This window comes from Serratia sp. HNCC26DJ206 (assembly GCF_057180605.1).
In genome coordinates this window covers 68,948-92,640 of the sequence record NZ_JBXUGP010000027.1, presented here as the reverse complement: position 1 = coordinate 92,640, position 23,693 = coordinate 68,948, and the positions used below count along the sequence as shown (strand labels likewise).

The 23,693-nt window shown below is 52.5% G+C and carries 23 protein-coding genes; 8 read left to right on the top strand and 15 right to left on the bottom strand.

Going from position 1 to position 23,693, the window contains the following annotated elements; translation table 11 throughout:
* Nucleotides 1-611 precede the first annotated feature (611 nt).
* Complete coding sequence (gene kdoO, locus AC2A1E_RS18195; RefSeq protein ID WP_484384909.1) at nt 612-1,511, top strand: Kdo hydroxylase KdoO; 900 nt, start codon at nt 612-614, stop codon at nt 1,509-1,511.
* Nucleotides 1,512-1,557: 46 nt separating this feature from the next.
* Here the strand turns inward: kdoO and AC2A1E_RS18190 are convergent, their stop codons facing one another.
* The 4 genes from AC2A1E_RS18190 to AC2A1E_RS18175 all read right to left on the bottom strand — a co-directional run bounded on the left by AC2A1E_RS18190 (nt 1,558) and on the right by AC2A1E_RS18175 (nt 4,338).
* Nucleotides 1,558-2,004, bottom strand: a complete 447-nt coding sequence (locus tag AC2A1E_RS18190) for a YcgN family cysteine cluster protein (protein ID WP_484384908.1) — start codon at nt 2,002-2,004, stop codon at nt 1,558-1,560.
* A gap of 175 nt (nt 2,005-2,179) precedes the next feature.
* Nucleotides 2,180-2,836 carry a fumarylacetoacetate hydrolase family protein gene (locus tag AC2A1E_RS18185; RefSeq protein ID WP_484384907.1) on the bottom strand — a complete coding sequence of 219 codons (657 nt, stop codon included), beginning with the start codon at nt 2,834-2,836 and terminating at the stop codon, nt 2,180-2,182.
* 90 nt (nt 2,837-2,926) lie between these two features.
* Nucleotides 2,927-3,976 (bottom strand): lytic murein transglycosylase, encoded by a 1,050-nt coding sequence (locus AC2A1E_RS18180; protein WP_484384917.1) that lies wholly within the window; start codon nt 3,974-3,976, stop codon nt 2,927-2,929.
* 89 nt (nt 3,977-4,065) lie between these two features.
* Nucleotides 4,066-4,338 (bottom strand): YcgL domain-containing protein, encoded by a 273-nt coding sequence (locus tag AC2A1E_RS18175; RefSeq protein ID WP_459402526.1) that lies wholly within the window; start codon nt 4,336-4,338, stop codon nt 4,066-4,068.
* Nucleotides 4,339-4,474: 136 nt separating this feature from the next.
* Here AC2A1E_RS18175 and minC point away from each other — a divergent pair, with 136 nt between their 5' ends.
* The 3 genes from minC to minE are packed head-to-tail and all read left to right on the top strand — an operon-like array spanning nt 4,475 to nt 6,272.
* Nucleotides 4,475-5,161 carry a septum site-determining protein MinC gene (gene minC, locus AC2A1E_RS18170; RefSeq protein WP_484384906.1) on the top strand — a complete coding sequence of 229 codons (687 nt, stop codon included), beginning with the start codon at nt 4,475-4,477 and terminating at the stop codon, nt 5,159-5,161.
* Nucleotides 5,162-5,186: 25 nt separating this feature from the next.
* The gene (minD, locus tag AC2A1E_RS18165; RefSeq protein WP_459402524.1) at nt 5,187-5,999 is read left to right on the top strand and encodes a septum site-determining protein MinD; all 813 of its coding nucleotides are present in this window, start codon (nt 5,187-5,189) and stop codon (nt 5,997-5,999) included.
* A 3-nt stretch (nt 6,000-6,002) separates the two neighbouring features.
* Nucleotides 6,003-6,272, top strand: a complete 270-nt coding sequence (gene minE, locus AC2A1E_RS18160) for a cell division topological specificity factor MinE (RefSeq protein WP_459402523.1) — start codon at nt 6,003-6,005, stop codon at nt 6,270-6,272.
* Nucleotides 6,273-6,496: 224 nt separating this feature from the next.
* Here minE and rnd read toward each other — a convergent pair whose 3' ends face one another.
* The 5 genes from rnd to yoaA all read right to left on the bottom strand — a co-directional run bounded on the left by rnd (nt 6,497) and on the right by yoaA (nt 13,017).
* Nucleotides 6,497-7,618 (bottom strand): ribonuclease D, encoded by a 1,122-nt coding sequence (rnd, locus tag AC2A1E_RS18155; RefSeq protein ID WP_484384905.1) that lies wholly within the window; start codon nt 7,616-7,618, stop codon nt 6,497-6,499.
* Nucleotides 7,619-7,739: 121 nt separating this feature from the next.
* Nucleotides 7,740-9,428, bottom strand: coding sequence for a long-chain-fatty-acid--CoA ligase FadD (gene fadD, locus AC2A1E_RS18150; RefSeq protein WP_484384904.1), 1,689 nt, complete (start codon nt 9,426-9,428; stop codon nt 7,740-7,742).
* Between the two features lie 198 nt (nt 9,429-9,626).
* Nucleotides 9,627-10,226: a Slp family lipoprotein gene (locus tag AC2A1E_RS18145; protein ID WP_459402520.1), complete on the bottom strand. Its 600-nt coding sequence runs from the start codon at nt 10,224-10,226 to the stop codon at nt 9,627-9,629.
* Between the two features lie 105 nt (nt 10,227-10,331).
* The gene (gene tsaB, locus AC2A1E_RS18140; protein WP_484384903.1) at nt 10,332-11,033 is read right to left on the bottom strand and encodes a tRNA (adenosine(37)-N6)-threonylcarbamoyltransferase complex dimerization subunit type 1 TsaB; all 702 of its coding nucleotides are present in this window, start codon (nt 11,031-11,033) and stop codon (nt 10,332-10,334) included.
* A 79-nt stretch (nt 11,034-11,112) separates the two neighbouring features.
* Nucleotides 11,113-13,017 (bottom strand): DNA repair helicase YoaA, encoded by a 1,905-nt coding sequence (gene yoaA / locus AC2A1E_RS18135; RefSeq protein ID WP_484384902.1) that lies wholly within the window; start codon nt 13,015-13,017, stop codon nt 11,113-11,115.
* Between the two features lie 257 nt (nt 13,018-13,274).
* Between yoaA and AC2A1E_RS18130 the strand changes: the two genes are divergently transcribed.
* Nucleotides 13,275-13,619, top strand: coding sequence for a RidA family protein (locus tag AC2A1E_RS18130; protein WP_473187351.1), 345 nt, complete (start codon nt 13,275-13,277; stop codon nt 13,617-13,619).
* Nucleotides 13,620-13,882: 263 nt separating this feature from the next.
* Here AC2A1E_RS18130 and mdtI read toward each other — a convergent pair whose 3' ends face one another.
* The 4 genes from mdtI to zwf all read right to left on the bottom strand — a co-directional run bounded on the left by mdtI (nt 13,883) and on the right by zwf (nt 17,351).
* Nucleotides 13,883-14,212, bottom strand: coding sequence for a multidrug/spermidine efflux SMR transporter subunit MdtI (mdtI, locus tag AC2A1E_RS18125; protein ID WP_473187352.1), 330 nt, complete (start codon nt 14,210-14,212; stop codon nt 13,883-13,885).
* The gene (gene mdtJ, locus AC2A1E_RS18120) at nt 14,199-14,567 is read right to left on the bottom strand and encodes a multidrug/spermidine efflux SMR transporter subunit MdtJ (RefSeq protein ID WP_484384916.1); all 369 of its coding nucleotides are present in this window, start codon (nt 14,565-14,567) and stop codon (nt 14,199-14,201) included. The genes mdtI and mdtJ overlap by 14 nt, the downstream gene beginning before the upstream one ends.
* Nucleotides 14,568-15,095: 528 nt before the next feature.
* The gene (locus tag AC2A1E_RS18115) at nt 15,096-15,737 is read right to left on the bottom strand and encodes a bifunctional 4-hydroxy-2-oxoglutarate aldolase/2-dehydro-3-deoxy-phosphogluconate aldolase (protein WP_484384901.1); all 642 of its coding nucleotides are present in this window, start codon (nt 15,735-15,737) and stop codon (nt 15,096-15,098) included.
* Nucleotides 15,738-15,875: 138 nt separating this feature from the next.
* A complete protein-coding gene (gene zwf / locus AC2A1E_RS18110) occupies nt 15,876-17,351 on the bottom strand; it encodes a glucose-6-phosphate dehydrogenase (protein WP_459402514.1) in 1,476 nt (491 codons plus the stop codon).
* Nucleotides 17,352-17,667: 316 nt separating this feature from the next.
* Here zwf and AC2A1E_RS18105 point away from each other — a divergent pair, with 316 nt between their 5' ends.
* From AC2A1E_RS18105 to AC2A1E_RS18095, 3 genes are all read left to right on the top strand, one after another.
* Nucleotides 17,668-18,576 (top strand): MurR/RpiR family transcriptional regulator, encoded by a 909-nt coding sequence (locus AC2A1E_RS18105; RefSeq protein WP_484384900.1) that lies wholly within the window; start codon nt 17,668-17,670, stop codon nt 18,574-18,576.
* A gap of 187 nt (nt 18,577-18,763) precedes the next feature.
* Nucleotides 18,764-20,206, top strand: coding sequence for a pyruvate kinase (pyk, locus tag AC2A1E_RS18100; protein WP_459402512.1), 1,443 nt, complete (start codon nt 18,764-18,766; stop codon nt 20,204-20,206).
* A 92-nt stretch (nt 20,207-20,298) separates the two neighbouring features.
* Entirely contained in the window at nt 20,299-21,189 is an 891-nt protein-coding gene (locus AC2A1E_RS18095) for a leucine-rich repeat domain-containing protein (RefSeq protein WP_484384899.1), read from the top strand.
* Between the two features lie 67 nt (nt 21,190-21,256).
* On the opposite strand, the gene lpxM is transcribed toward AC2A1E_RS18095, so the two are convergent.
* Together lpxM and mepM are read right to left on the bottom strand one after the other, a co-directional pair.
* Entirely contained in the window at nt 21,257-22,225 is a 969-nt protein-coding gene (lpxM, locus tag AC2A1E_RS18090; RefSeq protein WP_484384898.1) for a lauroyl-Kdo(2)-lipid IV(A) myristoyltransferase, read from the bottom strand.
* 129 nt (nt 22,226-22,354) lie between these two features.
* On the bottom strand, nt 22,355-23,677 hold the full coding sequence (mepM, locus tag AC2A1E_RS18085) for a murein DD-endopeptidase MepM (protein ID WP_459402509.1): 1,323 nt from the start codon (nt 23,675-23,677) through the stop codon (nt 22,355-22,357).
* Nucleotides 23,678-23,693: the final 16 nt, after the last annotated feature.

Below are 23,693 nucleotides of genomic sequence, written 5' to 3'. Positions count from 1 at the left end.
CTCTGGCGCCATTTTTAATGAATTGTCTATAACTTCAGAAATCCCCTCACATCACGTGTGTGTCAAGAAGTAAACGAGCACAATCAGTGCCCCTGCCACGGCAAACAGACGTGCCATCTTCATCATTAAATTCTCATTACTGGGCGGGAGTAGCCGACAAACTACCTAACATTGAACTCAAAAAGAAGCTTAGACAAAGGATTTAGGGTGTAATTTACATAACATTAAGTTGTGCTTGAGTAGAGGTCTGTTTTTCCGCGATACATTTGTCCGTCGGAGTATGTTTCAAAAATGTATATATTTAGTGTTTAGTCGTATAAACAGCCCCCAGTTTATTCATTGCAGATATATTTTTACGCAACCGGTTAAGATAAAAACTAATAAGTAAGGCTCATAACTCACCATCAGATTAACCCTATAGTATTTATTTATAGCATTATTTACTCTTTGTTTAATCTGGTATAACGGGTATGTTTATAAACATCTATCATAGGTAAAATATAATGCCGTGCTCCAACCAACCCGTTAGGCTATGCAGTCATCAAGCCAGACTCTGTCTTTTGGACAGATAAACCCGTGAGAAAGGCACGGTACTTTCGTAAGGGAAAAAAATGCCAGACATTAAAATGAATCAGGAAGCTGCCATTATACAGCTCCCCTATCGGGATTGGAGTGCCACTTCTCCTTCCTCTATTGACGCCGTCGCCGCTCTTGAGCAAGGAAAGGTACTGTTTTTCCCCCATCTGGCCTTTAATCTGACCGACGCTGAGAAAACCTTACTGACCCCCGATTTGGTCGATCCTAAACGCAAAAATATCAGCTATCAGCCAGAGCAACAGAAATTGACAGGCGTGGTAGTTGAAGACAAGCGTGAAGCCGTGCAGAAATTGCTGGCTCGCCATCATCGGGCCTGCCAGGAGTTGGTTATTTCGGTATTGCCTGAATATCGTCATACGCTGCATACGCCAACCAACAGCCTACGCCTGCACCCTATTTCTGCCTGGAAAGCCAGCAATTCATGGCGTAAAGATGACACTCGTCTTCATGTCGATGCCTTCCCTTCGCGCCCTAATTACGGTGAACGTATTCTACGGATTTTCACCAATATCAATCCCCATGGTGAGAACCGCCTCTGGCGTGTCGGTGAACCGTTCCCAGAGTTGGCGCAGCGCTTTCTGCCTCGGCTCGGGCGTTATTCGCCCTTTATCAGTTGGTTGCAGAATAAAGTCGGCATTACTAAAACCCGTCGCAGCCATTATGATCATTTGATGCTACAAATGCATGATGCGATGAAAGCCGATATGGAATACCAGAAGAATGGGCCACAGCAGGCGATTGAATTCCCACCAGGCAGCAGTTGGATTTGCTTTTCCGATCAGACACCGCACGCTGCCATGGCGGGGCAATTTATGCTGGAACAGACCTTCCTGCTGCCGGTGAAGGCGATGAAAACACCGCAGAATGCTCCACTGAAAGTATTGGAAACGCTGCTTAACCAACCGCTGATCTAGCTTGCGCCATAATTACCGATGCTGGGGAAAACTGACCTGTCAGTGATTACCTGGCCCAGCTTGGCTTATTTAAGATGTGATCCTGCCAATCCACCACTTCGCTTTCGCGTACCGCGATATGGCGCACCGTAATGCGTTCACCGTGCATCGCCGCCTTAGAACCGCTGATCAGCGGGTGCCAGGAGAATAGCGGTTTACCTTCACCAATCAGGCGATAAGCACAGGTTGGCGGCAGCCAGTCGAACGTGGTGAGGTTTTCACGTGTCAGCTTGATGCAATCCTCTTCCAGCTCAAACCTACGCTCGTAGTGGCTACACTGGCAGGATTTAATATTGAGCTGATCGCAGGCAACGTTGGTGAAATATATTTCGTCGGTATCTTCGTCGATCAGCTTATTCATGCAGCATTGGCCACAACCGTCGCACAGCGATTCCCACTCTGCTTCAGACATTTCATCCAGCGTTTTCTGTTGCCAAAAAGGGAGTTGTGACATATCTACATCCAAAATAGGTAAATGAACAGAGCACCTGCGTACAGGTTTCAAGGAGGGCACTATATAGACACTCAACGCAAAAGGAAATAAGCAGGCAGTTTCAGCTCCCCCTCCCTACTGCTGTCGAGCTGATTCTGCCTGCAACGCCACAATTCACCTTGCAGGCAGCAAGAAATTAAATCACGCGGGTGCTGAGTGCTTTGCCATTGAGAGAGATTTTCAGCATGTCGCCGGAAACCATTGGCCCGACGCCCTGAGGGGTTCCGGTAAGAATGATGTCACCCGCACGCAGTGTGAAGAAACGGCTCATGTAAGCGATCAGCGGTAAAATCGGGGTGATCATATCGCGGGTATTACCCTGCTGACGCAGTTGGTCATTGACGCTCAACGACAGTTCGGCATTTTGCGGATCGCCAAACTCAGCCACCGGAATAAAGCCGGAGATCGGGCAAGAACCATCAAAACCCTTGGCTTTCTCCCACGGTTGCCCGGCCTTTTTGAATCCGGCCTGCAACTCACGCAGGGTCAAGTCCAGCGCTACACCGTATCCGGCGATAGCGCGCGCCACGCGATCTTCATTGGCCTGTTTCAACGGAGTACCGATCAGTACCGCCAACTCGACTTCGTGGTGCACCGAGCCCAAACCTTTGGGGATCGCTACTGGCTGACGAATATCACACAGCGCCGTTTCCGGTTTGATAAATACCACGGGTTCAGGCGATGTCGCACTGCCCATTTCCTTAATATGATCGGCATAGTTGCTGCCAACACAGACCACTTTACTTACCGGGAAATCGAGCAACGCACCTTGCCAGTCTCTATGTTGATACATACCACCTCTCCCAACCACATGTAGGGGCTTAGCCTACAAGCCCATTTTCGAACGGGGCATCACTCCTGATCCCCCTTTATAACATCGGCATCACTGCCCGATGCCGTCGGCCATCATCCCCACACTGATCGCGAAATAGTACGAACGATTCCAGTGCATGAGGGTACGAAAATTATCATAAACCAGGAATGCCCGCCCTTGTAGATCATCCGGCGCAATCACCCAACTGCGTAAACGGGAGGATGGCAACGCGGAACCATCCGGCAGCATAACGCCACGTTCGGCCCATTGATTCACAGGATGCGCCTGTGCATCTTGCAACCCCAGGCTATCGATGTTGAATCCTGCGGGCAACTTCACCTCGCGGCCCCAGTCAACGCCCGGCCTCCAGCCCTCTGTCGCCAGATAATTGGCCGTGGAGGCAAAGATATCATCAAGATTATTCCAGATATCAATACGGCCATCGCCATCACCGTCCACGGCATAAGTCAGGAACGACGTCGGCATAAACTGACACTGCCCCATCGCCCCCGCCCACGAGCCTTTCAGTTCATCAGGATTGATATGCCCTTGTTCAATAATACGCAGTGCCGCCATCAACTGCTTGCTGAAAAACGCCTCGCGCCGCCCTTCAAACGCCAAGGTCGCCAGGGCTGAAATGACATCTTCCTTCCCCTGTATCTTACCAAAACCACTTTCCATGCCCCACAACGCAACAATATAGCGCTCCGGCACACCATAACGCGTGGCCGCTCGTGCCAACTGTGGTTGATATTGCTGAGCCATTTCACGCCCGCGCTGGATTTTCCAGGCCGGTAATACGCGCTTCAGATAATCGTCCAGCGTGATTTTCTTTTCCAACTGATTGCGATCGGCGGTGACCACCCGATCAACAAAATGTGCGTTGGCAAAAGCGCTGTCGACCGTGGTCTGGCTAATGCCTTGCGCCAGCGCTTGATGTTTCAACTGTTCAAGATAAGACGGGAACTCAGCCGGATCGCGTCCGTTTTTTGCCAGCGTGCTGTCCTGCGCTGATGTAGCCGCTTGCTGCTGCGCAGGCAGTGGGGCAGCGACAATCTGCCTAACGCAGCCACCGAGGATCAGCGCGGTTAATACTATCGACGCTGTCGATAACTTCATCATGACCTTCCCTAACTTTGGTGACCCGCAAGCTGAATCAGAATATTCAAAAAAACGGCGTTTAACTCCGCGCTGAAAACCCGTGAGGGTTATTTCTTGCTGTCAGACAGATGCAGGTTTAATAAGTTTTCCACCGGTGGCGGAAACTGCAGATAAAACCCATCCTGTTTCAACGCTTCTTTCACCGTTTCAATATCTGCCGAGGCCAATTTCTTGCGCCCGTCAAGTGAAAGCATCATCGAGAACTGAGGCGTACCAAAGCTTTTCATCAGTTCTTCCGGCACTCGAGAGAAATCGTCTTTTTTTTCGACATAAAGATAAGTTTGATCACGTTTAGAGCTTCTATAGATCACACAAAGCATTTTTTTAACTCTATTTAATTGAGGCAGCGTCTTGCCTGGATATAACTCTGACTATAACATGCTTATAGTACTTCGGAATATCGCACCCCGAGTGGTATTCCGGGGATTTAACGTTGCTGAGACTGAGTCAGGATAGATGTCACAATCGCCAATTGAGCTAAAAGGCAGCAGTTTTACCCTATCGGTTGTTCATTTGTATAATTCGGAACCCGAGGTAATACGTCAGGCATTGCAGGAAAAGGTGGAGCAAGCTCCGGCTTTTCTTAAAAATGCCCCTGTTGTGATCAATGTTGCAATGCTAAACGGCGATGCAAACTGGAAAGAAATTCAACAGGCTGTCACTGCTGCGGGTTTACGTGTGGTCGGTATCAGTGGTTGCAAAGACGAGCGGCAAAAACGGGCGATCGCCCGTGCCGGTTTGCCGTTACTGAATGAAGGTAAAGGCCAGAAAATGGCCGCTCCTGTCGCCGCGCCGGTGCCAGAAAATACCCCCGCCAAAACGCGTATCATCAGTGCTCCTGTCCGTTCCGGCCAACAAATTTATGCCCGCAACAGTGATTTGATCGTCACCAGCAGCGTCAGCGCTGGTGCAGAATTGATTGCCGACGGCAACATTCATGTTTACGGCACGATGCGTGGCCGTGCACTGGCTGGTGCCTCCGGCGATGCTCAGTGCCAGATTTTTTGTACGCACCTGGGTGCTGAGCTAGTCTCTATCGCAGGGCAGTATTGGTTGAGCGATCAGATCCCGTCCGACTTCTTCGGGCAGGCAGCGCGGCTCAGCCTGTTGGATAACGCTTTAACCATACAACCTTTAAATTAAGCCCTTTTGACAAGGAATCCATTTCATGGCACGCATTATTGTTGTTACATCGGGTAAAGGGGGCGTTGGCAAGACCACATCAAGCGCGGCCATTGCTACCGGCTTAGCCCAAAAAGGCAAGAAAACCGTGGTGATCGACTTCGATATCGGTCTGCGCAATCTTGACCTGATCATGGGCTGTGAACGCCGGGTAGTTTATGATTTTGTTAACGTGATTCAGGGTGATGCCACGCTGAACCAGGCGTTAATCAAAGACAAACGCACCGAGAACCTCTACATCCTGCCCGCTTCGCAAACGCGTGATAAAGATGCGCTGACCTTCGAAGGCGTTGAGAAAATCCTCAACGATCTCGACGAGATGGGATTTGAATTTGTGGTCTGTGACTCCCCGGCTGGCATCGAAACCGGCGCGCTGATGGCGCTGTATTTCGCCGATGAAGCCATCATCACCACCAACCCGGAAGTGTCCTCAGTACGTGACTCCGACCGTATCCTTGGCATTCTGGCCTCCAAATCACGCCGTGCCGAGAAAGGGGAACCACCAATCAAAGAGCATCTGCTGCTGACCCGCTACAACCCGGGCCGCGTCAGCCGTGGCGACATGCTGAGTATGGAAGACGTGCTGGAGATCCTGCGTATTCCGCTGGTTGGCGTCATTCCGGAAGATCAGTCCGTATTACGTGCCTCCAATCAGGGTGAACCTGTTATCCTTGATAATGAGTCAGACGCCGGTAAGGCCTATGACGATACCGTTCACCGTCTGTTAGGAGAAGAACGCCCATTCCGCTTCATCGAAGAAGAGAAAAAGGGCTTCCTGAAACGCCTTTTTGGGGGATAAACCATGGCTTTGTTAGACTTCTTTCTGTCCCGCAAAAAATCAACAGCCAGTGTAGCCAAGGAACGGCTGCAAATTATCGTCGCAGAACGTCGTCGTGGGGATAGCGAGCCCCACTATCTGCCTGATTTAAAACGCGACATTCTAGCGGTAATTTGTAAATACATTCAAATCGATCCTGAAATGCTGCATGTGCAGTTCGAGCATAAAGGGGACGATATTTCGGTACTTGAACTGAACGTGACGCTACCGGAATCGGAAGAAACGCCTAAATGATTGCAGCGCATTAGTTACCCCCTGTCTATTTTATGCAGGGGGTAACTGTATATATATACATGCAATAAGGTAAGCAACGCGAATAACGATCGTTTTTGTGTCGAGATAATTCACAATTAATCTGAAGGGATTATTTTTAGCGGTTGTTAAACTTTTCGACCATGTTATTTCTGCAAAAAAATGGAACAGCCAGGCTTACTCTGCCCCATTTTTCTGGCTAACGGTTAATAATTCTTCAAGATATCCTGCAAGGGTGCAGCCAATAAATCACCACGCCAACCACTGATTAATTCGGGCTGACTCTCGTTACCCTTCAGTTTCCAATGCCAATTTAGCAATTGGTTAATCTGCCGACGTGAGGCCAGCAGTTCGCTGCTTAACCCGCTCTTTTCACTCACTTCGGTTATAACTGCTTTGATTTCCTTGAAGACTTTCTTGTAACCCGGCTGATCGATCAGATTAGTTATCGGTTCCGGCAATGCTGACTCATCAAGCGCGTTAGCTTCTGCCACCAAAGCAATCAGCGTTTTGCCATGATAACGAATCTCCGGCCCACTCAGCCCAAGTGCATCAAGTTCCCCCAGCGACGCTGGCATATAGCGGGCAACGGCCCACAGATTCTCTTCGCGTACCACAAAGTTCACCGCCAGATCGCGTTCACGGGCCTGGCGCAAGCGCCATTCAGCCAGTTTCTGCAAGCAGCCTAACTGACGCGGCCGCAATTGCCAGGCGTTGGTGATCTCGCGGTATGCCAATTCTGGTGCTAACGTTTCACTACGGCGCTGGCATAGCAATAAACATTCACTGTGTGCAGCGGCGGTGCAACCCGCCTCTTCGGTTTCCTGTACCAGTTGCTTGGCCATCGGCAGCAGGTAGAACACATCGGCAGCAGCATAAATACACTGACGCTCCGTCAATGGTCGCGCCAGCCAGTCGGTACGGGATTCGCTTTTATCCAGATCGACCTGCATATACTCCATTACCAGCTTGGCAAAACCACAAGACAGCGCATGGCCGCTAAACGCCGCCAGGATCTGGGTATCAATCATCGGTGTCGGCAGCGTCTTGAAGGCATTGAGGAAGACTTCCAGGTCTTCACTGCCGGCATGCAGGAACTTCACTACGCCGGTATCAGCCAGCAGATCGATAAACGGCTGCCATTGCTTGATGGGCAGTGGATCAATCAGGGAGAGTTGTTCACCATCGTATAACTGGATCAGGCCTAACTGCGGATAATAGGTACGCGTTCTTACGAACTCGGTGTCCAGCGCAATCTGGGCATGGTTTCTTGCCTGCTCGCAGACCTGCTGTAAGCCAGCGTCGGTAGTGATCAACTGATAATTCAAAACGTCATTCTCTTTATCGTTTACCCGCTATCCTGCACAAAGGAAGTGGGCATTTCATGATTCAAACACAACAACGCCGGCATAAACCGGCGTTGTTAATAAGGAGTTGCAACGACATCACCTAGGCAGCATCAGCTGCTTTCGGCTTTTTTTGCTCGTCACGCAGTTCCCGGCGCAAAATTTTGCCAACGTTCGACTTCGGCAATTCGTCACGGAACTCAACAATTTTTGGCACTTTATACCCGGTGAGATGCCGGCGGCAGTGGGTTAGCAACTCTTCACTGGTCAGTGAGGCGTCTTTCTTCACTACGCAAATCTTCACGGCTTCACCAGAAGCCCCGCTCGGCACACCGATCGCCGCACACTCAAGGACTTTCGGATGCTGGCTGACCACATCTTCGATTTCGTTCGGATAAACGTTAAATCCGGAAACCAGGATCATATCTTTCTTACGATCGACAATGCGAATAAAACCTTCATCATCTACTGTAACGACATCTCCGGTCGCGAGCCAGCCATCTTTCAACACTTCATCTGTTGCATCCGGCCGCTGCCAATAGCCTAACATAACTTGCGGGCCTTTGACCCACAGTTCACCGGGTTTACCAGCAGGAACATCTTTGCCATCATCATCCACTAAACGAATATCCGTGGAAGGCACCGGCAGACCAATACTACCACTATAATGCTTCAGATCGTGCGGATTGCCTGATACCAGCGGAGAGCATTCGGTCAGGCCGTAGCCCTCAAGCAAGTGTTTGCCAGTCAGTTTCTGCCACCGCTCTGCCACCGCTTTCTGCACCGACATGCCGCCGCCTACCGACAGCCGCAGCGTGGAAAAATCGAGTTTCTGGAAGTCTTCATTATTCAGCAACGCATTGAATAATGTGTTCACACCGGTCATGGCGGTGAACGGGTATTTCGCCAATTCCTTCACCATTCCCGGAATATCACGCGGGTTGGTGATCAGCAGGCTGCGCCCTCCCAGTTCCACAAACAGCAAGCAGTTCACCGTCAAGGCAAAGATGTGATACAGCGGCAGCGCCGTCACCACCAGTTCCTGCCCGTCACGCAGCAAAGGAACATAGGCTGCTTTCGCCTGAGCCAGGTTAGCCTGCATATTACGGTGAGTCAGCATGGCGCCTTTAGCCACACCGGTCGTGCCTCCGGTATATTGCAGAAAAGCCAGATCGGTATTGACGACATCCGGTTTGACATATTGCAAACGACGGCCACGCTGTAATGCACTGCGGAAAGAGATGGCGTCCGGCAGATGGTATTTCGGCACCAAACGCTTAATGTATTTCACCACAAAGTTCACCAGCGTGCCTTTGGCCGCAGAGAGCTGATCGCCCATGCGCGTCAAAATCACGTGTTTCACCTGGGTTTTGAACACCACTTTTTCCAGCGTATGAGCAAAGTTGGAAACAATCACAATGGCGCTGGCACCGCTATCGTTCAACTGATGCTCCAGTTCACGCGGGGTATACAGCGGGTTGACGTTCACCACCACCATGCCAGCACGTAAAATACCAAACAGGGCGATCGGATATTGCAGCAGGTTTGGCATCATCAGCGCGACACGATCGCCCTTCTTCAGCCCCAGTTCATTTTGCAGATAAGCAGCAAATGCCCGGCTGCGCTCCTCCAACTTGCGGAAGGTCATCACCTCCCCCATGTTGATAAAAGCGGGCTGATCCGCATAACGTAAGGCCGCATTTTCAAATACTTCGATCAGAGATGTGTAGTGATCGGCATCAATCTCTGCCGGAACATCTGCCGGGTAACGTTTTAACCAGACCTTATCCAAGCTATTACTCCTGAAATTTTTGCTAATTATCATCGCAGCCCCCCAACTCACGGCCAAGCTTTAACAATATTTTAACTCAGCGTACCAGTTTGAGTTTTAAACAATACTCAGGTTGCGATGTAGGTCACTAATTGCTAATGCACACTTGCACAGAAAAGAACAAGGCGGCTATCAAGCCGCCTATCAGAATGACTAAACTCAGGGAACAACCAAGTTCTGTACCCGGGCTGGGCCAGGATTATACCAGCCAGGCCCTCCTCCCCAACCGGGTCCCCAAGGGTCATGACGCGGCCCCCAGGGGCCCCATGGCCCCATCGGTTGCGGTGGCATCACAATCTGCTGAGCAATGCGCCAACGCTTGAAACCGGTGGCATTCATGGTGACAAAGCGATATGGCGTCATGCCGATTTTGCCTTCACGGACACCGGTAATCGGCCCCACCACCGTGATCAACTGCTGATTGAAATCGACCGGGTCAAGGAAGCCGTTAACCGAAGCCAGCAACCGCCCTTGTGAAGGTTCCCCCAGAATAGGACGTGCACCGGCATCCAGCGGCACCGCAGCGATCTCTAGCACCGTACGGCCACGTTCGTTGGTCATGGCGACTACCGTACCGCCAAAACGCGCTTCAGCACCGGTAAACAGGTGTGGCGCATTTTGCACCGACGACAGTTGATCCACCGGCGTAGCACTCGTTCCCTGAATAGCTTCTGGAATAGTGACACAGCCGGAGAGCGCCAACACACTACTGGCAATCGCCAGAGTTAATCTTTTTTTACTCAAAGTGCGGGTCAGCATCGTCGCAATCTCCTGAATTGGCTGTAACTTTGACCGCATTCCTTAGCGCAAGTTGCAGGCGGGCGTATTTCCGACATCAATGACAACACTATAATAATAGTGCAATTATTCGCGCCCCGGCAGTTTCTTCCAGGTGACTTCATTGCGTAGATAGGTGGGTTCAGCGTTTTCGACGCTCACCGCCAGCCCCTGCTGCCAGACTTGCAACGCCAATGGCAACATGTCTTCGGCCTGCGGCAACAGCATTTGCCCATCAGTCAGCTTGAGAGAGGTGCCAGCAACCAGGTCCGGGTAGGTTTGCCAGCCGGTGCCAGCATAGGCCCAGTTGCCCTGCAAGCGTTGGGCACGCTCCAGCGCCTGCGGCGGCGACAGCACCGCTTCACCTTCGCTCTCCAACCAGCGACCATCATGCTGACGCTCGAACTGGCCCCAGTAAACTTCGCCCATGCGTGCGTCGATCGCCGCCAGCACGCGCTGTGCACCGGTCATACGCCAAGCGCCTTGCGCCATGGTTTGCAAGGTAGAGATCCCGAGCATGGGGAGATCGGCACCCAGCGCCAACCCTTGGGCGATACCAATGCCGATACGCACACCGGTAAAGCTGCCCGGCCCACGGCCAAAGGCCAGCGCATCAAGCTGAGACAGGGTCAATCCGGCTTCGGCCAGCACCTGTTGCACTAAGGGTAAAATACGCTGAGTGTGTTCGCGTGGACACAGTTCGAACAGGGCGTGGATTTCGCCTTGATTCCAGATAGCGACAGAACATGCTTCCGTCGCCGTATCGATCGCTAAAATTCGCGTGGACATGCCAAACCTCAGGCGGGAAAAGTCAGTGGTTTCATACAGGGCGCGCATTGTAGCACAGCCCTGAAGTCGCGCCTATCCGCTAGCATTTCGCCTTGAGAAAGGCGATTGCCTGTGCCAGATCGCGGGTACGCGGTGTCGGCGGCAAGCTGTTGAGGAACACCTCGCCATAGGGACGCATCACCAAACGGTTGTCACAAATCACCAGCACGCCACGATCATCGGTATCGCGGATCAAGCGGCCAACGCCCTGTTTCAAGGTAATCACCGCATCCGGTAGCTGCACATCGTTAAACGGATCGCCACCGCGCAGGCGGCAATCTTCAATGCGCGCTTTCAGCAGCGGATCGTCAGGCGAGGTAAACGGCAGTTTATCGATAATCACACAGGAAAGCGCATCACCCCGTACGTCCACCCCTTCCCAGAAGCTGCTGGTGGCCACCAATAGCGCATTGCCCGCTTCAACAAACTGCGCCAACAGCTGGCCCTTACTGGTTTCCCCTTGCAACAGCACCGGCAACGTCAGCGTGGCACGGAATTCCTCTGCCAGTTCGCGCATCATCTGGTGTGAGGTGCAAAGGAAGAAACAGCGCCCCTGATTGGCTTCGATCAAAGGCCGCAGCATACGCGCCAATTGGCGGGCACCGCCGGGCTGATTGGGTGAAGGCAGGAAACGCGGCACGCACAGCAACGCTTGATTAGCATAATCAAACGGGCTGGCTAGCAGCAGCGTCTTGGCTTTATTCAACCCCAGACGCTCGGTGAAATGGCCCATCTGCTCGTTAACCGACAGCGTTGCCGAGGTAAAGATCCAGCTGCCCGGCTTCTCGTCGAGCATTTCACGAAAACGTTCGGCCACCGTCAACGGCGTCAGCGCCAACACAAAATGGCGCGAATTACATTCATACCAGTAGCTGAATCCTGGTTCGTTGACCTCTTTCAGCCGTTTGAGCCGGGTACGATACTGCGTCGCGCGCTCAAACGCGGCATCCAGCAACGCCGAACGACCTAGGGAAAGTTTGACCACGTCGTAACAGAGTTCCAATGCGTCATCGAGCAACACCAGCGCACGCTGAACGTTCGGTTGTGCCAGCACTTCGCGCAGATTACCGCGAAAACCCGGTTCCCCCAGCGCCAGGCGAAAATCCTGGGTGCTTTGGCTGAGGCGATCGGCACTTTTTTGCAACTGCGCCGTGTCACGCACTTTGGTGCGGTAAGCGATGGTGATATCTTTCGCCAAGTCCAGCAGTTGGCGGCTGGTGAGTTGCTTGCCGAAATACTGGCTGGCGATATCCGGGATCTGATGCGCTTCGTCGAAAATCATCACGTCCGCTTCCGGGATCAGTTCGGCAAAACCGCCCTCTTTGACCACCATATCCGCCAAGAACAGATGGTGGTTCACCACCACGACATCAGCATCCATCGCACGGCGGCGCGCCTTGACCACAAAGCACTCTTTATACAGCGGGCAATCGCTGCCTAAGCAGTTGTCGTTGGTGCTGGTCACTAGCGGCCAGACAAAGCTGTCTTCCGCCACGTCGCTACAGGAGCTGATGTCCCCTTCTTCCGTTTGTGACGACCAACTGCGCAAACGTACCAGATCCACCAGCGTTTGCCCCGCCAACTCACCACCGGCCATCGACTGCTGTTCGAGTCGTTCCAGGCACAGGTAGTTGGAACGCCCTTTCAGCAGCGCCAACTTGCCTTTATATTTTAATGCTTTGGCAACGGTAGGAAGATCGCGCGCATAGAGCTGATCCTGCAAGGCTTTGGAGCCGGTGGAAATAATCACCTTGCGTTTGGATCGCAACGCCGGAGCCAGATAGGCATAGGTTTTGCCGGTACCAGTGCCCGCTTCCACCACCAGTTCTTGTTTGAAATTGATCGCTTCTGTCACCGCTTCGGCCATCAAGCGCTGCGGTTCACGGGGTTTGAAACCTTTAATTGCCTGCGCCAAGGCGCCTTCTGGTGCGAAATCGTCTGCCACGCTATCTCTCTGTCGGTATTATTCAGCGGTGATTATACCCTTATTACTTGAAGTTGCAGCGTTGTTGGCTGCGGGTGTTCACCCCAGTCACATAGTTATCTATGCTCCTGGGGACTCACGCCCTTGCCGCCTAGCTACAACTCCAAGTACTTTGGGTACTTGCAAGCCTGCTAAGCTGCTACCGTCGACTTTATTGCAGCACACATCCTGCGATGGCTATGTTACCCTTATGCGGTTGATGATAGGGAGATAATTGAATGAATATCGAACGTATTGATCCAGCACATCGCTGGTCTGAAGCCGTGATCCACAATGACACCATTTATTACACCAGCGTGCCGGAAAACCTCGATGAGGACGCCACGGCACAAACCGCCAACGCGCTGGCGGCGATTGATATCTTGCTGACTCGCGTGGGGTCGGACAAGAGCCGGGTATTAGATGCGACCATCTTCCTGGCTGACGGCGATGACTTTGCCGCCATGAATGCCGCCTGGGATGCCTGGGTGGTGGCTGGCAGCGCGCCGGTGCGCTGCACCGTGCAGGCCAAGCTGATGAATCCGAAATTCAAAGTCGAAATCAAGATTATCGCGGCACTGTAAAAGAAAACCGCAGGCGACAAACCTGCGGTCAGACAGCTGACAAAGCCAGATATTAGGGAGAGCGTGCCGAAGGGGTCGTAGCGGCGTAAGCCGCCGACAAATTTGCCGGGAGCAAATTTGAACGACGTTAAGTCGGCCCGCAGGGTGGGACACAAGGATGTGTCCCATCATAGCCCCTCGGTGCGCTAGGCCCGAGTATCTCGGGCTTAAAAACCACTTTGTCATCAACCTCACCGCAGGCGACAAACCTGCGGTTTTCTGTTTCAGGCCAGTTTGATCATCACCATACCTACCAGCAGCAACACCAGGCCAATCCAGCCTTTAGTATTTAAGCGCTGCCCGAACAAGATCCAGCCTGCGGCGATCGTGGCGGCGATACCGAAACCACCCCACAGCGCATAAGCCACCGACAGATCGATCCCCTTAACCGCCTGCGCCAGCGCACTGAACGCCCCTAGTACTGTCAGCAGTGATAACAGCCCCAGCCAAACTTTACTAAAACCGTCTGACATTTTCAGAAAGATGTTAGCGATAATCTCAAGCACGATGGCCAATGCCAGGAACCCTATGTGATACCACTCAAGCTGTTGCATGGTTATCACCTCGAGGGCTGACCTGTTTTCGTGCTTTGCGGGTGCCAGATTTCACCAGCAGGATCCCGGCTATCAATGTCACTAACCCCAGCACTTTCAGCGCAGAAATCGGTTCATCAAACAGCATCACGCTGAACAGGGTAATAAACAGAATGCCGACCCCTTCCCACAACGCATAAGCCACGCCCAGCGCCACGCGTTTTACCGCTAACGACAGCATCACATAGGAACCGGTAATCATCACATACATCACGATATGCCCGGTCATACCCCCGCTGACGCTGGCGTACTTCATGGACAGGGTACCGATAATTTCAGCAACGATGGCAAAGCCTAAAAATATCCAATAAATCATCATTTTTCTCCCAAACGGCGAATAACGCACGCTAAGGCGTATTTATCCCGATTTATCTCGTCAAACAGGCGCACGGCGGCGCTTGAGATGCAGAGATCCCTGGGGATAAACCTACCCGAATGCTGTAAGAACATTGGTCCGGTTACGCCAAATGAGCAGGAGTAAAACCTGTCATCAGCACCGGTTAAGGGAGAAAGACGCTATAGCTCGCTGCACCAGTGATGCTCACTGGCAAGGATGGCAGAAAGGAAAAGCTGGCAAGGAGAAGTTCTGAGGGTGATTCCATTAAGTTTCATCATAATTATTCTCTATCTTCAGCCGCACACCGTGCGATTTGCCCAATATCCTCATGAATGTAATATTTTCAACTGCCTTAGTTTTACCACAGCAAAAATGATAAAGCAAACCGCCGTTTTCACAACATGCAGTGAAAAACGGTTTAAAAATAAGAATGTTAATGTTTTTAAAAATTAAAAAAGCCCGGTATGGCACCGAGCTTTGCAGAGGTTAGCAGCCTGAAAAACGAGCTTAGGCGCTAGCACCTTTGACGGCTTCACGCGCCAATTCGGTAATGCGGGCGTAGTCACCTTTTTCCAGCGCATCGGCAGGCACCAACCAGGAACCACCGATGCACAGCACGCTCTTCAGTGCCAGGTAGTCACGGTAGTTGTTTGGGGTGATCCCACCGGTCGGGCAGAAACGGATCTGCGGGAATGGGCCGCCGATCGCCTGCAACGCTTTAACGCCGCCATTGGCTTCTGCCGGGAAGAACTTGAACTCGCGCAGGCCGTGATCCATACCCAGCATCAGTTCAGAAACCGTACTGATGCCTGGGATCAACGGAATAGTGCCTGCGGTCGCGGCCTTCAGCAGGCTATCGGTCAAGCCTGGGCTGATAGCAAACTGCGCACCGGCTTCGGTTACTTCGTGCAACTGCTGTGTGTTAATCACCGTTCCCGCACCGATAATGGCGTCCGGGACTTCTTTGGCGATCGCACGGATTGCCTCCATTGCGCAGGCGGTACGCAGCGTCACTTCCAGTACGCGCACACCACCCGCAACCAGCGCTTTAGCCAGCGGCACCGCATGTTCCAGTTTGTTGATTACAATAACCGGAACGACTGGGCCTGCCGTCAGGATCTGTTCTGCGCTGGTTTTCCAGTTTTTCATCGTCGTTATCTCCACTACTTTCGGTTTGTGTATGGCACGCCCCTGCCACAGGGCTCCGCATCACTGCGGATTCCGACCGTACCGCTAGCCCGCCTGAAGCGGGTAAAAAAACCGGCAGACCCGCTGCCGGCAAAGACTTTACTCGAACTCGTTCCAGGAACGGCCATCGCGGGTGATCATCGCCACGGAGGCCACCGGGCCCCAGGTACCGGACTGATAAGGTTTAGGGGCTTCGTTGTCCGCTTTCCACGCATCCATGATGGAATCCACCCATTTCCAGGCTTCTTCCACCTCATCACGGCGCACGAACAGCGCCTGGATACCGCGCATGGTTTCCAGCAGCAGGCGCTCGTAGGCATCCGCCACGTGTTCCTGGTTGAAGGTTTCTGAGAAGCTCAGATCCAGCTTGGTGGTTTGCAGGCGGTGTTTGTGGTCCAGACCCGGCACTTTATTCAGCACCTGAATTTCGATCCCTTCATCCGGTTGCAGGCGAATAGTCAGTTTGTTCTGCGGCAACTGCTGGTACGAGTCACGGAACAGGTTCAGCGGCGGGTTCTTGAAGTACACCACCACTTCCGAGCATTTGGTGGGCAAGCGCTTACCGGTACGCAGATAGAACGGCACACCGGCCCATTGCCAGTTGTCGATATCCACACGGATGGAGACGAAGGTTTCGGTGTTGCTGCTCTTGTTGGCACCTTCCTCTTCCAGATAGCCCGGTACTTTTTTGCCCTGCACAAAACCGGCCGTGTACTGACCGCGCACGGTGGTTTCACGCACATTGGTCTGATTGATACGGCGCAGCGAGCGCAGCACTTTCACTTTCTCGTCACGAATGCGATCAGTGGTTAAATCCGCCGGCGGTGACATGGCAATCATGGTCAGGATCTGCAGCAGGTGGTTCTGGATCATGTCGCGCATCTGCCCGGCCTGATCGAAATAGCCCCAGCGCCCTTCAATCCCCACCTCTTCTGCCACCGTGATCTGCACGTGGTCGATGGTGCGGTTATCCCAGTTTGACGCAAACAGGGAGTTGGCAAAACGCAGCGCCAACAGGTTCAGTACCGTTTCTTTACCCAGATAATGGTCGATACGGTAGACCTGACATTCGTTGAAATATTCCGCCACCTGATCGTTGATCACCCGTGAAGAGGCCAGATCGGTACCCAGCGGTTTCTCCATCACCACGCGCGCAGGCTCTTTGTTCAGCTTGGCTTCGCCCAGCCCTTTGCAGATGGCACCAAAGGTGCTTGGCGGCATGGCAAAATAGTTAATGGTGGTGCGATGTTTCTGGTCCAGCATTTTGCCCAGGTTGGCGAAATGTTTGCTGTCATTCACGTCCAGATTGCAAAAATCCAGGCGAGCGCTCAGCGTGGCCCACAACTCATCGTTCAATTCTTCTTTCATAAAGGTGCCAAGCGCTTCCTTGACCACCTTGGTATAAGCTTCTTTATCCCACTCGGCACGGCCGACACCGATAATACGGGTATCCGGGTGGATGTGACCGGCTTTCTCTAATTGGTACAGGGAAGGCAGCAGTTTACGACGCGCCAAATCGCCTTTCGCGCCGAAAATAACCAGGTCGCATGCCTGGGCTGTAGAGGTTACCGCCATGTTCATCTCCTCGTTGCAGGATATTTGTAATTTTCTTACATTACTAATGTACTCTCTTTGACTACGGCCAGTAAACCCAGATCAAAAGCAGAAAAAAAGCCCCATAAACTGCGGTGTTAACCCCGGCATAGCGCGAAGGCCGCTGGCAGCAGGAGAAACTGTAATTTTCTGTCTTTTTTGACGATCTTTTACCATTATGAAAGTTAGACACAGGTCATGTTCTGATGAAAAAAACCCGCTTATCCCTGGTCGACACTGCCAACGCTTACCGGCACGTAGTATATTTTCACCAAACTGACATTGATTTCTCCTTTGAATGAAATCGACAAACCCTATGAGTGACTCTCGTTATATGAATACGCTGGAAAAAATCCAGAGCCATCTGGAAATCCTGAGCAAATCTGAAAGGAAAGTCGCCGAGGTGATCCTAGCCTCCCCACAAACCGCCATTCACTCAAGCATCGCCCGGCTGGCCAAAATGGCCGATGTCAGTGAACCTACCGTTAACCGTTTCTGTCGCCGTCTTGATACCAAAGGGTTCCCGGATTTTAAACTGCATCTGGCACAAAGCTTGGCCAATGGCACGCCCTACGTAAACCGTAACGTGGAAGAAAATGACAGCGTCGATGCCTACACCCATAAAATCTTTGAATCCGTGATGGCCAGCCTGGATACAGTAAAGGCAAATCTCGATATTGCCGCGATTAATCGTGCGGTTGATCTGCTGACCCAGGCAAAAAAAATCTCTTTCTTCGGTTTGGGCGCATCGGCCGCCGTCGCGCACGACGCGATGAACAAGTTTTTCCGCTTCAATATCCCGGTGGTGTATTTCGACGATATCGTCATGCAGCGCATGAGCTGCATGAACTCGACGGAAGGCGACGTAGTGGTACTGATCTCCCATACCGGGCGCACCAAAAATCTGGTGGAAATGGCGCATCTGGCGCGTGAAAACGACGCAACGGTCATCGCTATCACGTCACACGATACTCCGCTGGCCAAAGAGGCTACCCTCGCCCTGCTGCTCGATGTGCCGGAAGATACCGATGTTTATATGCCCATGGTGTCACGGATTGCTCAGTTAACGCTCATCGACGTGCTGGCAACCGGATTTACCTTGCGCCGCGGGGCTAAATTCAGAGATAACTTGAAGCGGGTCAAGGAAGCATTAAAAGAATCGCGCTTTGATAAGGACGTCGTCATTCCCAACAGTTTTGATTCATAACGGATTTGAAAACCGCTGTTCAGGGCAATGATTTAAACGGCGGAATTTAAAGTTGTACCGTGTTTTTACACTCATAAGGATAACCTGTGTGAAACATCTGCCCGCTAAAGTAGCTGTTCTCATCCGGTTTCGTTATCCTAACATTTAGCAACGCCAATATTTGCTTTACCAGTCAACGGAGTAATACATGTCCAGACGGCTCAGAAGAACCAAAATCGTTACCACACTAGGTCCGGCTACCGACCGCGACAATAATCTGGAAAAGATCATTGCTGCCGGTGCGAACGTAGTTCGGCTTAACTTTTCCCATGGCAGCGCAGAAGACCACCAGGCTCGTGCGAATAAAGTGCGCGAGATTGCTGCTAAATTGGGGCGTCATGTCGCTATTTTAGGCGATCTTCAAGGGCCAAAAATTCGTGTTTCCACCTTTAAGGAAGGCAAAATCTTCCTTAACGTCGGCGACAAATTCCTGCTTGATGCCAACCTGTCGCTAGGCGAAGGTGATAAAGAAAAAGTCGGTATCGACTATAAAGGCCTGCCTGCCGACGTGGTACCGGGCGATATCCTGCTGCTGGATGATGGCCGCGTACAACTGAAGATTCTCGAAGTTCAGGGCATGAAAGTGTTCACCGAAGTCACCGTCGGTGGCCCACTGTCAAACAATAAAGGCATCAACAAACTGGGCGGTGGCCTGTCGGCTGAAGCCCTGACCGAGAAAGACAAGGCCGATATTATTACCGCCGCCAAAATTGGCGTCGACTATCTGGCTGTCTCCTTCCCACGCACCGGCGAAGACCTGAACTACGCTCGCCGCCTGGCGCGCGATGCGGGCTGTAACGCCAAAATCGTTTCGAAAGTCGAACGTGCCGAAGCGGTGGCCAGTGACGAAGCCATGGACGATATCATTCTGGCTTCCGACGTGGTGATGGTTGCCCGTGGTGATTTGGGGGTGGAAATCGGCGATCCGGAACTGGTCGGTATCCAGAAGAAACTGATCCGCCGGGCCCGTACGCTGAACCGCGCGGTGATCACCGCGACCCAGATGATGGAGTCGATGATCACCAACCCGATGCCAACCCGCGCCGAAGTCATGGACGTGGCAAACGCCGTGCTGGATGGTACCGATGCGGTGATGCTGTCTGCCGAAACCGCGGCTGGTCAGTATCCTGCCGAAACCGTCGCCGCGATGGCGCGTGTCTGCCTGGGTGCTGAAAAAATCCCAAGCATCAACGTTTCCAAGCACCGTCTGGATGTGCAGTTCGATAACGTCGAAGAAGCCATTGCCATGTCGACCATGTATGCGGCTAACCACCTGAAAGGGGTTACCGCCATCATCGCCATGACCGAATCTGGCCGCACCGCGCTGATGATGTCACGTATCAGCTCCGGCCTGCCGATCTTCGCCATGTCACGCCATGAACACACGCTGAACCTGACCGCTCTATACCGTGGCGTTACGCCAGTGTATTTCGGCAGCCACAGTGATGGCGTAGCCGCCGCTAACGACGCGATCACTCGCTTACGTGACAAAGGCTTCCTGGTGTCCGGCGATCTGGTGCTCGTTACCCAAGGTGACGTCATGAGTACCGTTGGCACCACCAATACCACCCGCATCCTGCGCGTAGAATAATTACGCCAGATGTTTCAAGGCCAGTCGGTTAGCTCTGACTGGCCTTTTGTTTTCTTGCTCGCCAAATACCCTACAGCCTTCGGAGTTCTTTCATGCTGCATCAACATCATCCGCAACCACTGCCAGAAAACCCTGAAGTGCTGGACCTGGATGGTCAGCGGTTGGAAAAGCTCAATGATGAGAGCCTCTCAGGAACCGCTCTGCAAAAAATCAGCCTGTATAATAATTGCCTGACAACCTTTCCAGAGCAGATCTTCCGCCATCGCCATTTGCAGGTGCTGAACATTTCCTGCAATAAAATCACCCAACTGCCAGCGGAGATCGGGCTGTTAACCCAATTAAAGATGTTTGATTTCGGCCATAACCAGGCACGGCTCGTTCCTACAGAGATAGGGGCGTTATGCGGATTACACTATCTGTATCTGAGCGACAATAAGTTCAGCGATTTGCCTGATTCGGTGCGGCAGTTGCAAGCGCTGCGCTATCTGAATCTGACCGATAATCAACTAGCGATGATACCGGCTGCCGTATTCTCACTGAACGCGTTGCAGGAACTTCGCCTTTATAACAATCAAATCTCTATGATTCCGGCCGATATCGGCATGTTGCGCCAGTTGCGTGAATTACATCTGATGAAGAACCGTATCGAAACACTGCCCGACGAAATCGCTCAACTCAGCAAACTTATGGTGCTCGATCTGGAAAACAATGCCGTTTCGCGCTTGCCGGATGCCTTTTGCCAGTTGCCTAGCCTAACCACGCTGAATCTGCGCTTCAACAAGCTGGCACAACTGCCTGATGACTTCGGTGCTTTGGATTCGCTGGTATCATTGGATCTGCGCGCTAACCACTTGAGCGAGTTGCCATCAAGCATGGCGCAAATGAAAAATCTGCGTCGGCTGGATTTACGCTGGAATGACTTTAACCACTACCCTCAGGTGATCGATCCTCTGATTCAGCAAGGCTGTATGGTTCATTTGTAATTGCAGTAACAAAAAAGCCGAACGGTACCTCCCATTCGGCTTTCAGCAAATAAAACCAGGCTGACACTTAACGATATAAATCGTCGCGCGAGTAAGGTTCAATCTCCCCTTCTTTGCGCGTTTTCAGCAATTTCAGGATCCAGGTGTATTGCTCCGGATTCGGGCCAACCAGATTCTCAACCTCTTCATTCATCCGGCGGGCAATACGGTTATCGTCCGCTTCTGCCAAGTCGTCCATCGGCTCCCGAATATAGATATCCAGCATGCTGGTTTTACCGTCATACACCGGGAACAGCGGCACAATCGCCGCACGACACACCTTCATCAAACGCCCCACGGCTGGCAGCGTGGCTTTATAGGTGGCAAAGAAATCGACAAACTCACTGTGCTCAGCACCGTGATCCTGATCCGGCAGATAGTACCCCCAGTACCCTTGACGCACCGAGCTGATAAAGGGTTTGATGCCATCATTGCGTGCGTGCATACGGCCACCAAATTTGCGGCGCACGGTATTCCACAGATAATCCACCAGCGGATTGCTCTGATTATGGAACATGGCGGCCATCGGCTGACCACGCGCAGCCATCAGCATGGCAGGCACATCCACCGCCCAACCGTGCGGCACCAGGAAGATCACGTTACGGCCTTCCTGACGAATTTTATCCAGCACTTCTTCACCGTGCCAACGCACGCGCTTAAGTACTTTTTCTGGTTTGGTACAGGCCAGTTCAGCCATCAGGATCATTGACTGCGGGGCGGTCGCGAACATTTCATCAATAATGTGTTCACGCTGGTTTTCCGGCACCTCAGGCAGGCAATAAAGCAGGTTGATGCGCGCGCGGCGGCGGGCCCCTTTGGCCACTTTCCCCGCCAGTTTACCGATAGCGCCCAACACCGGATCGCGCATGCGCGCCGGAATCAGAGAAACCCCTGCCATCAATCCGGTTCCCAACCACACCCCCCAGTAACGCGGGTGGAAGAAGGCTTTCTGGAATTGTGGAATGAACTCTACGTTCGATTTTTTTTCGTTTTGCATGTACTAACTCTTCACTTAACGCGTTAGGCATAACCCTCATTACAGAAGGCAATTTACACCGAACAGGCGCCAATATAAAAACATCGGCCCGAAATCAGGCCGATGTAGGATCAAACGTGGCAGAAAGTGTTAATCCAGTTGCAACTGTGGCACCACTTCTTTCACTTGTGCCAGATAATCACTGCGGTCTTTACCACTCAGCCCTTCGGAACGCGGCAGTTTGGCCGTCACCGGGTTCACCGCCTGCTGGTTAGTCCACAGTTCATAATGCAAGTGCGGGCCAGTGGAGCGACCGGTGTTACCGGAAAGCCCAATGCGATCGCCACGCTTAACTTTTTGCCCTGGCTTAACCAACCCCTTCTTGAGGTGCATATAACGGGTGGTGTATTGGCGACCATGGCGGATAGCAACATAGTTACCGGTATCGCTGCCGTACTTGGCAGCCACCACTTCACCGTCGCCCACGGCCAGTACCGGAGTACCAACCGGCATCGAGAAATCGACCCCTCTATGCGGTGCCACACGCCCGGTGACCGGATTCAAGCGGCGCGGATTGAAGTTGGAAGAAATGCGGAACTGTTTCATGGTCGGGAAACGCATAAAGCCACGCGCCAGACCGGAGCCCTGACGATCGTAGAACTTACCGTCGTCAGCGCGGATCGCATAGTAGTCTTTGCCGCCGCTGCGCATACGCACACCCAGCAGTTGGCTTTGTTCGCTCTTGCCGTCAAACTCTTCGCGCGACATCAAGACGGCGAATTGATCGCCCTTGCGCAGCTTGCGGAAATCGAGTTGCCATTGCAATGCCTTGGTCACCGCATTGATTTCCGCCCGGTTGAGGCCGGCCGCAGAAGCGCTGCTGACAAAGCTACCGTTCAACTCGCCGCTCAGCACGCTGTTGCGCCATTCACCCTTTTGGGTTTCCTGAGATTCTTTGAAGTTGTTACCCACGCGTTCGTAGGTACGCGTCTCACGGCGCGAAACCTCCCAGGTCAGACGCTGCAGATCTCCATTATCATTCAATGTCCATGACAGTTGCTGACCAATCTTCAGGTTACGCAGATCGCGGTTTTGCGAAGAGAGCAGCGACACATCCGACATTTCGACACCGTACTGGGTCAGAATGCTGCCCAGCGTATCGCCGGTAGAAACCACATACTCGTGCACACCTTCCTCACCGGCGACCTTCTGGTCCAGTTCATCCTGCGGGATGTCATCATCGGGGGTTGGCTGTTCAACATCCATCGGTTCACTGGCCTCTGGTGCCAGAGAGCGTACCTGATTGGACTCTAATTCAACATTTTTAACGATTGGGGTATGTTCTGGGTGATAAACCGAAGGCCGCCAAACGGCGACGGCCAAGGTGACAACGGTCAACGACCCCAGCATGACGCGGTGGGGCCGAGGCAGGTTGTTATACGCCAGAGCGATAGTTCGGACTATCTTCTGCACTCAATAATATCCTCAT

What these genes read in the sequence shown, in the direction of transcription:
- minC (WP_484384906.1), top strand. Translation starts at nt 4,475, where the DNA reads ATGTCACAATCGCCAATTGAGCTAAAAGGCAGCAGTTTTACCCTATCG.
- AC2A1E_RS18115 (WP_484384901.1), bottom strand. Translation starts at nt 15,737, where the DNA reads ATGAAAAACTGGAAAACCAGCGCAGAACAGATCCTGACGGCAGGCCCA.
- minE (WP_459402523.1), top strand. Translation starts at nt 6,003, where the DNA reads ATGGCTTTGTTAGACTTCTTTCTGTCCCGCAAAAAATCAACAGCCAGT.
- tsaB (WP_484384903.1), bottom strand. Translation starts at nt 11,033, where the DNA reads ATGTCCACGCGAATTTTAGCGATCGATACGGCGACGGAAGCATGTTCT.
- AC2A1E_RS18105 (WP_484384900.1), top strand. Translation starts at nt 17,668, where the DNA reads ATGAAATCGACAAACCCTATGAGTGACTCTCGTTATATGAATACGCTG.
- AC2A1E_RS18130 (WP_473187351.1), top strand. Translation starts at nt 13,275, where the DNA reads ATGAATATCGAACGTATTGATCCAGCACATCGCTGGTCTGAAGCCGTG.
- minD (WP_459402524.1), top strand. Translation starts at nt 5,187, where the DNA reads ATGGCACGCATTATTGTTGTTACATCGGGTAAAGGGGGCGTTGGCAAG.
- AC2A1E_RS18180 (WP_484384917.1), bottom strand. Translation starts at nt 3,976, where the DNA reads ATGAAGTTATCGACAGCGTCGATAGTATTAACCGCGCTGATCCTCGGT.
- kdoO (WP_484384909.1), top strand. Translation starts at nt 612, where the DNA reads ATGCCAGACATTAAAATGAATCAGGAAGCTGCCATTATACAGCTCCCC.
- AC2A1E_RS18190 (WP_484384908.1), bottom strand. Translation starts at nt 2,004, where the DNA reads ATGTCACAACTCCCTTTTTGGCAACAGAAAACGCTGGATGAAATGTCT.
- mdtI (WP_473187352.1), bottom strand. Translation starts at nt 14,212, where the DNA reads ATGCAACAGCTTGAGTGGTATCACATAGGGTTCCTGGCATTGGCCATC.
- AC2A1E_RS18175 (WP_459402526.1), bottom strand. Translation starts at nt 4,338, where the DNA reads ATGCTTTGTGTGATCTATAGAAGCTCTAAACGTGATCAAACTTATCTT.
- AC2A1E_RS18185 (WP_484384907.1), bottom strand. Translation starts at nt 2,836, where the DNA reads ATGTATCAACATAGAGACTGGCAAGGTGCGTTGCTCGATTTCCCGGTA.
- AC2A1E_RS18095 (WP_484384899.1), top strand. Translation starts at nt 20,299, where the DNA reads ATGCTGCATCAACATCATCCGCAACCACTGCCAGAAAACCCTGAAGTG.
- AC2A1E_RS18145 (WP_459402520.1), bottom strand. Translation starts at nt 10,226, where the DNA reads ATGCTGACCCGCACTTTGAGTAAAAAAAGATTAACTCTGGCGATTGCC.
- zwf (WP_459402514.1), bottom strand. Translation starts at nt 17,351, where the DNA reads ATGGCGGTAACCTCTACAGCCCAGGCATGCGACCTGGTTATTTTCGGC.
- pyk (WP_459402512.1), top strand. Translation starts at nt 18,764, where the DNA reads ATGTCCAGACGGCTCAGAAGAACCAAAATCGTTACCACACTAGGTCCG.
- mdtJ (WP_484384916.1), bottom strand. Translation starts at nt 14,567, where the DNA reads ATGATTTATTGGATATTTTTAGGCTTTGCCATCGTTGCTGAAATTATC.
- lpxM (WP_484384898.1), bottom strand. Translation starts at nt 22,225, where the DNA reads ATGCAAAACGAAAAAAAATCGAACGTAGAGTTCATTCCACAATTCCAG.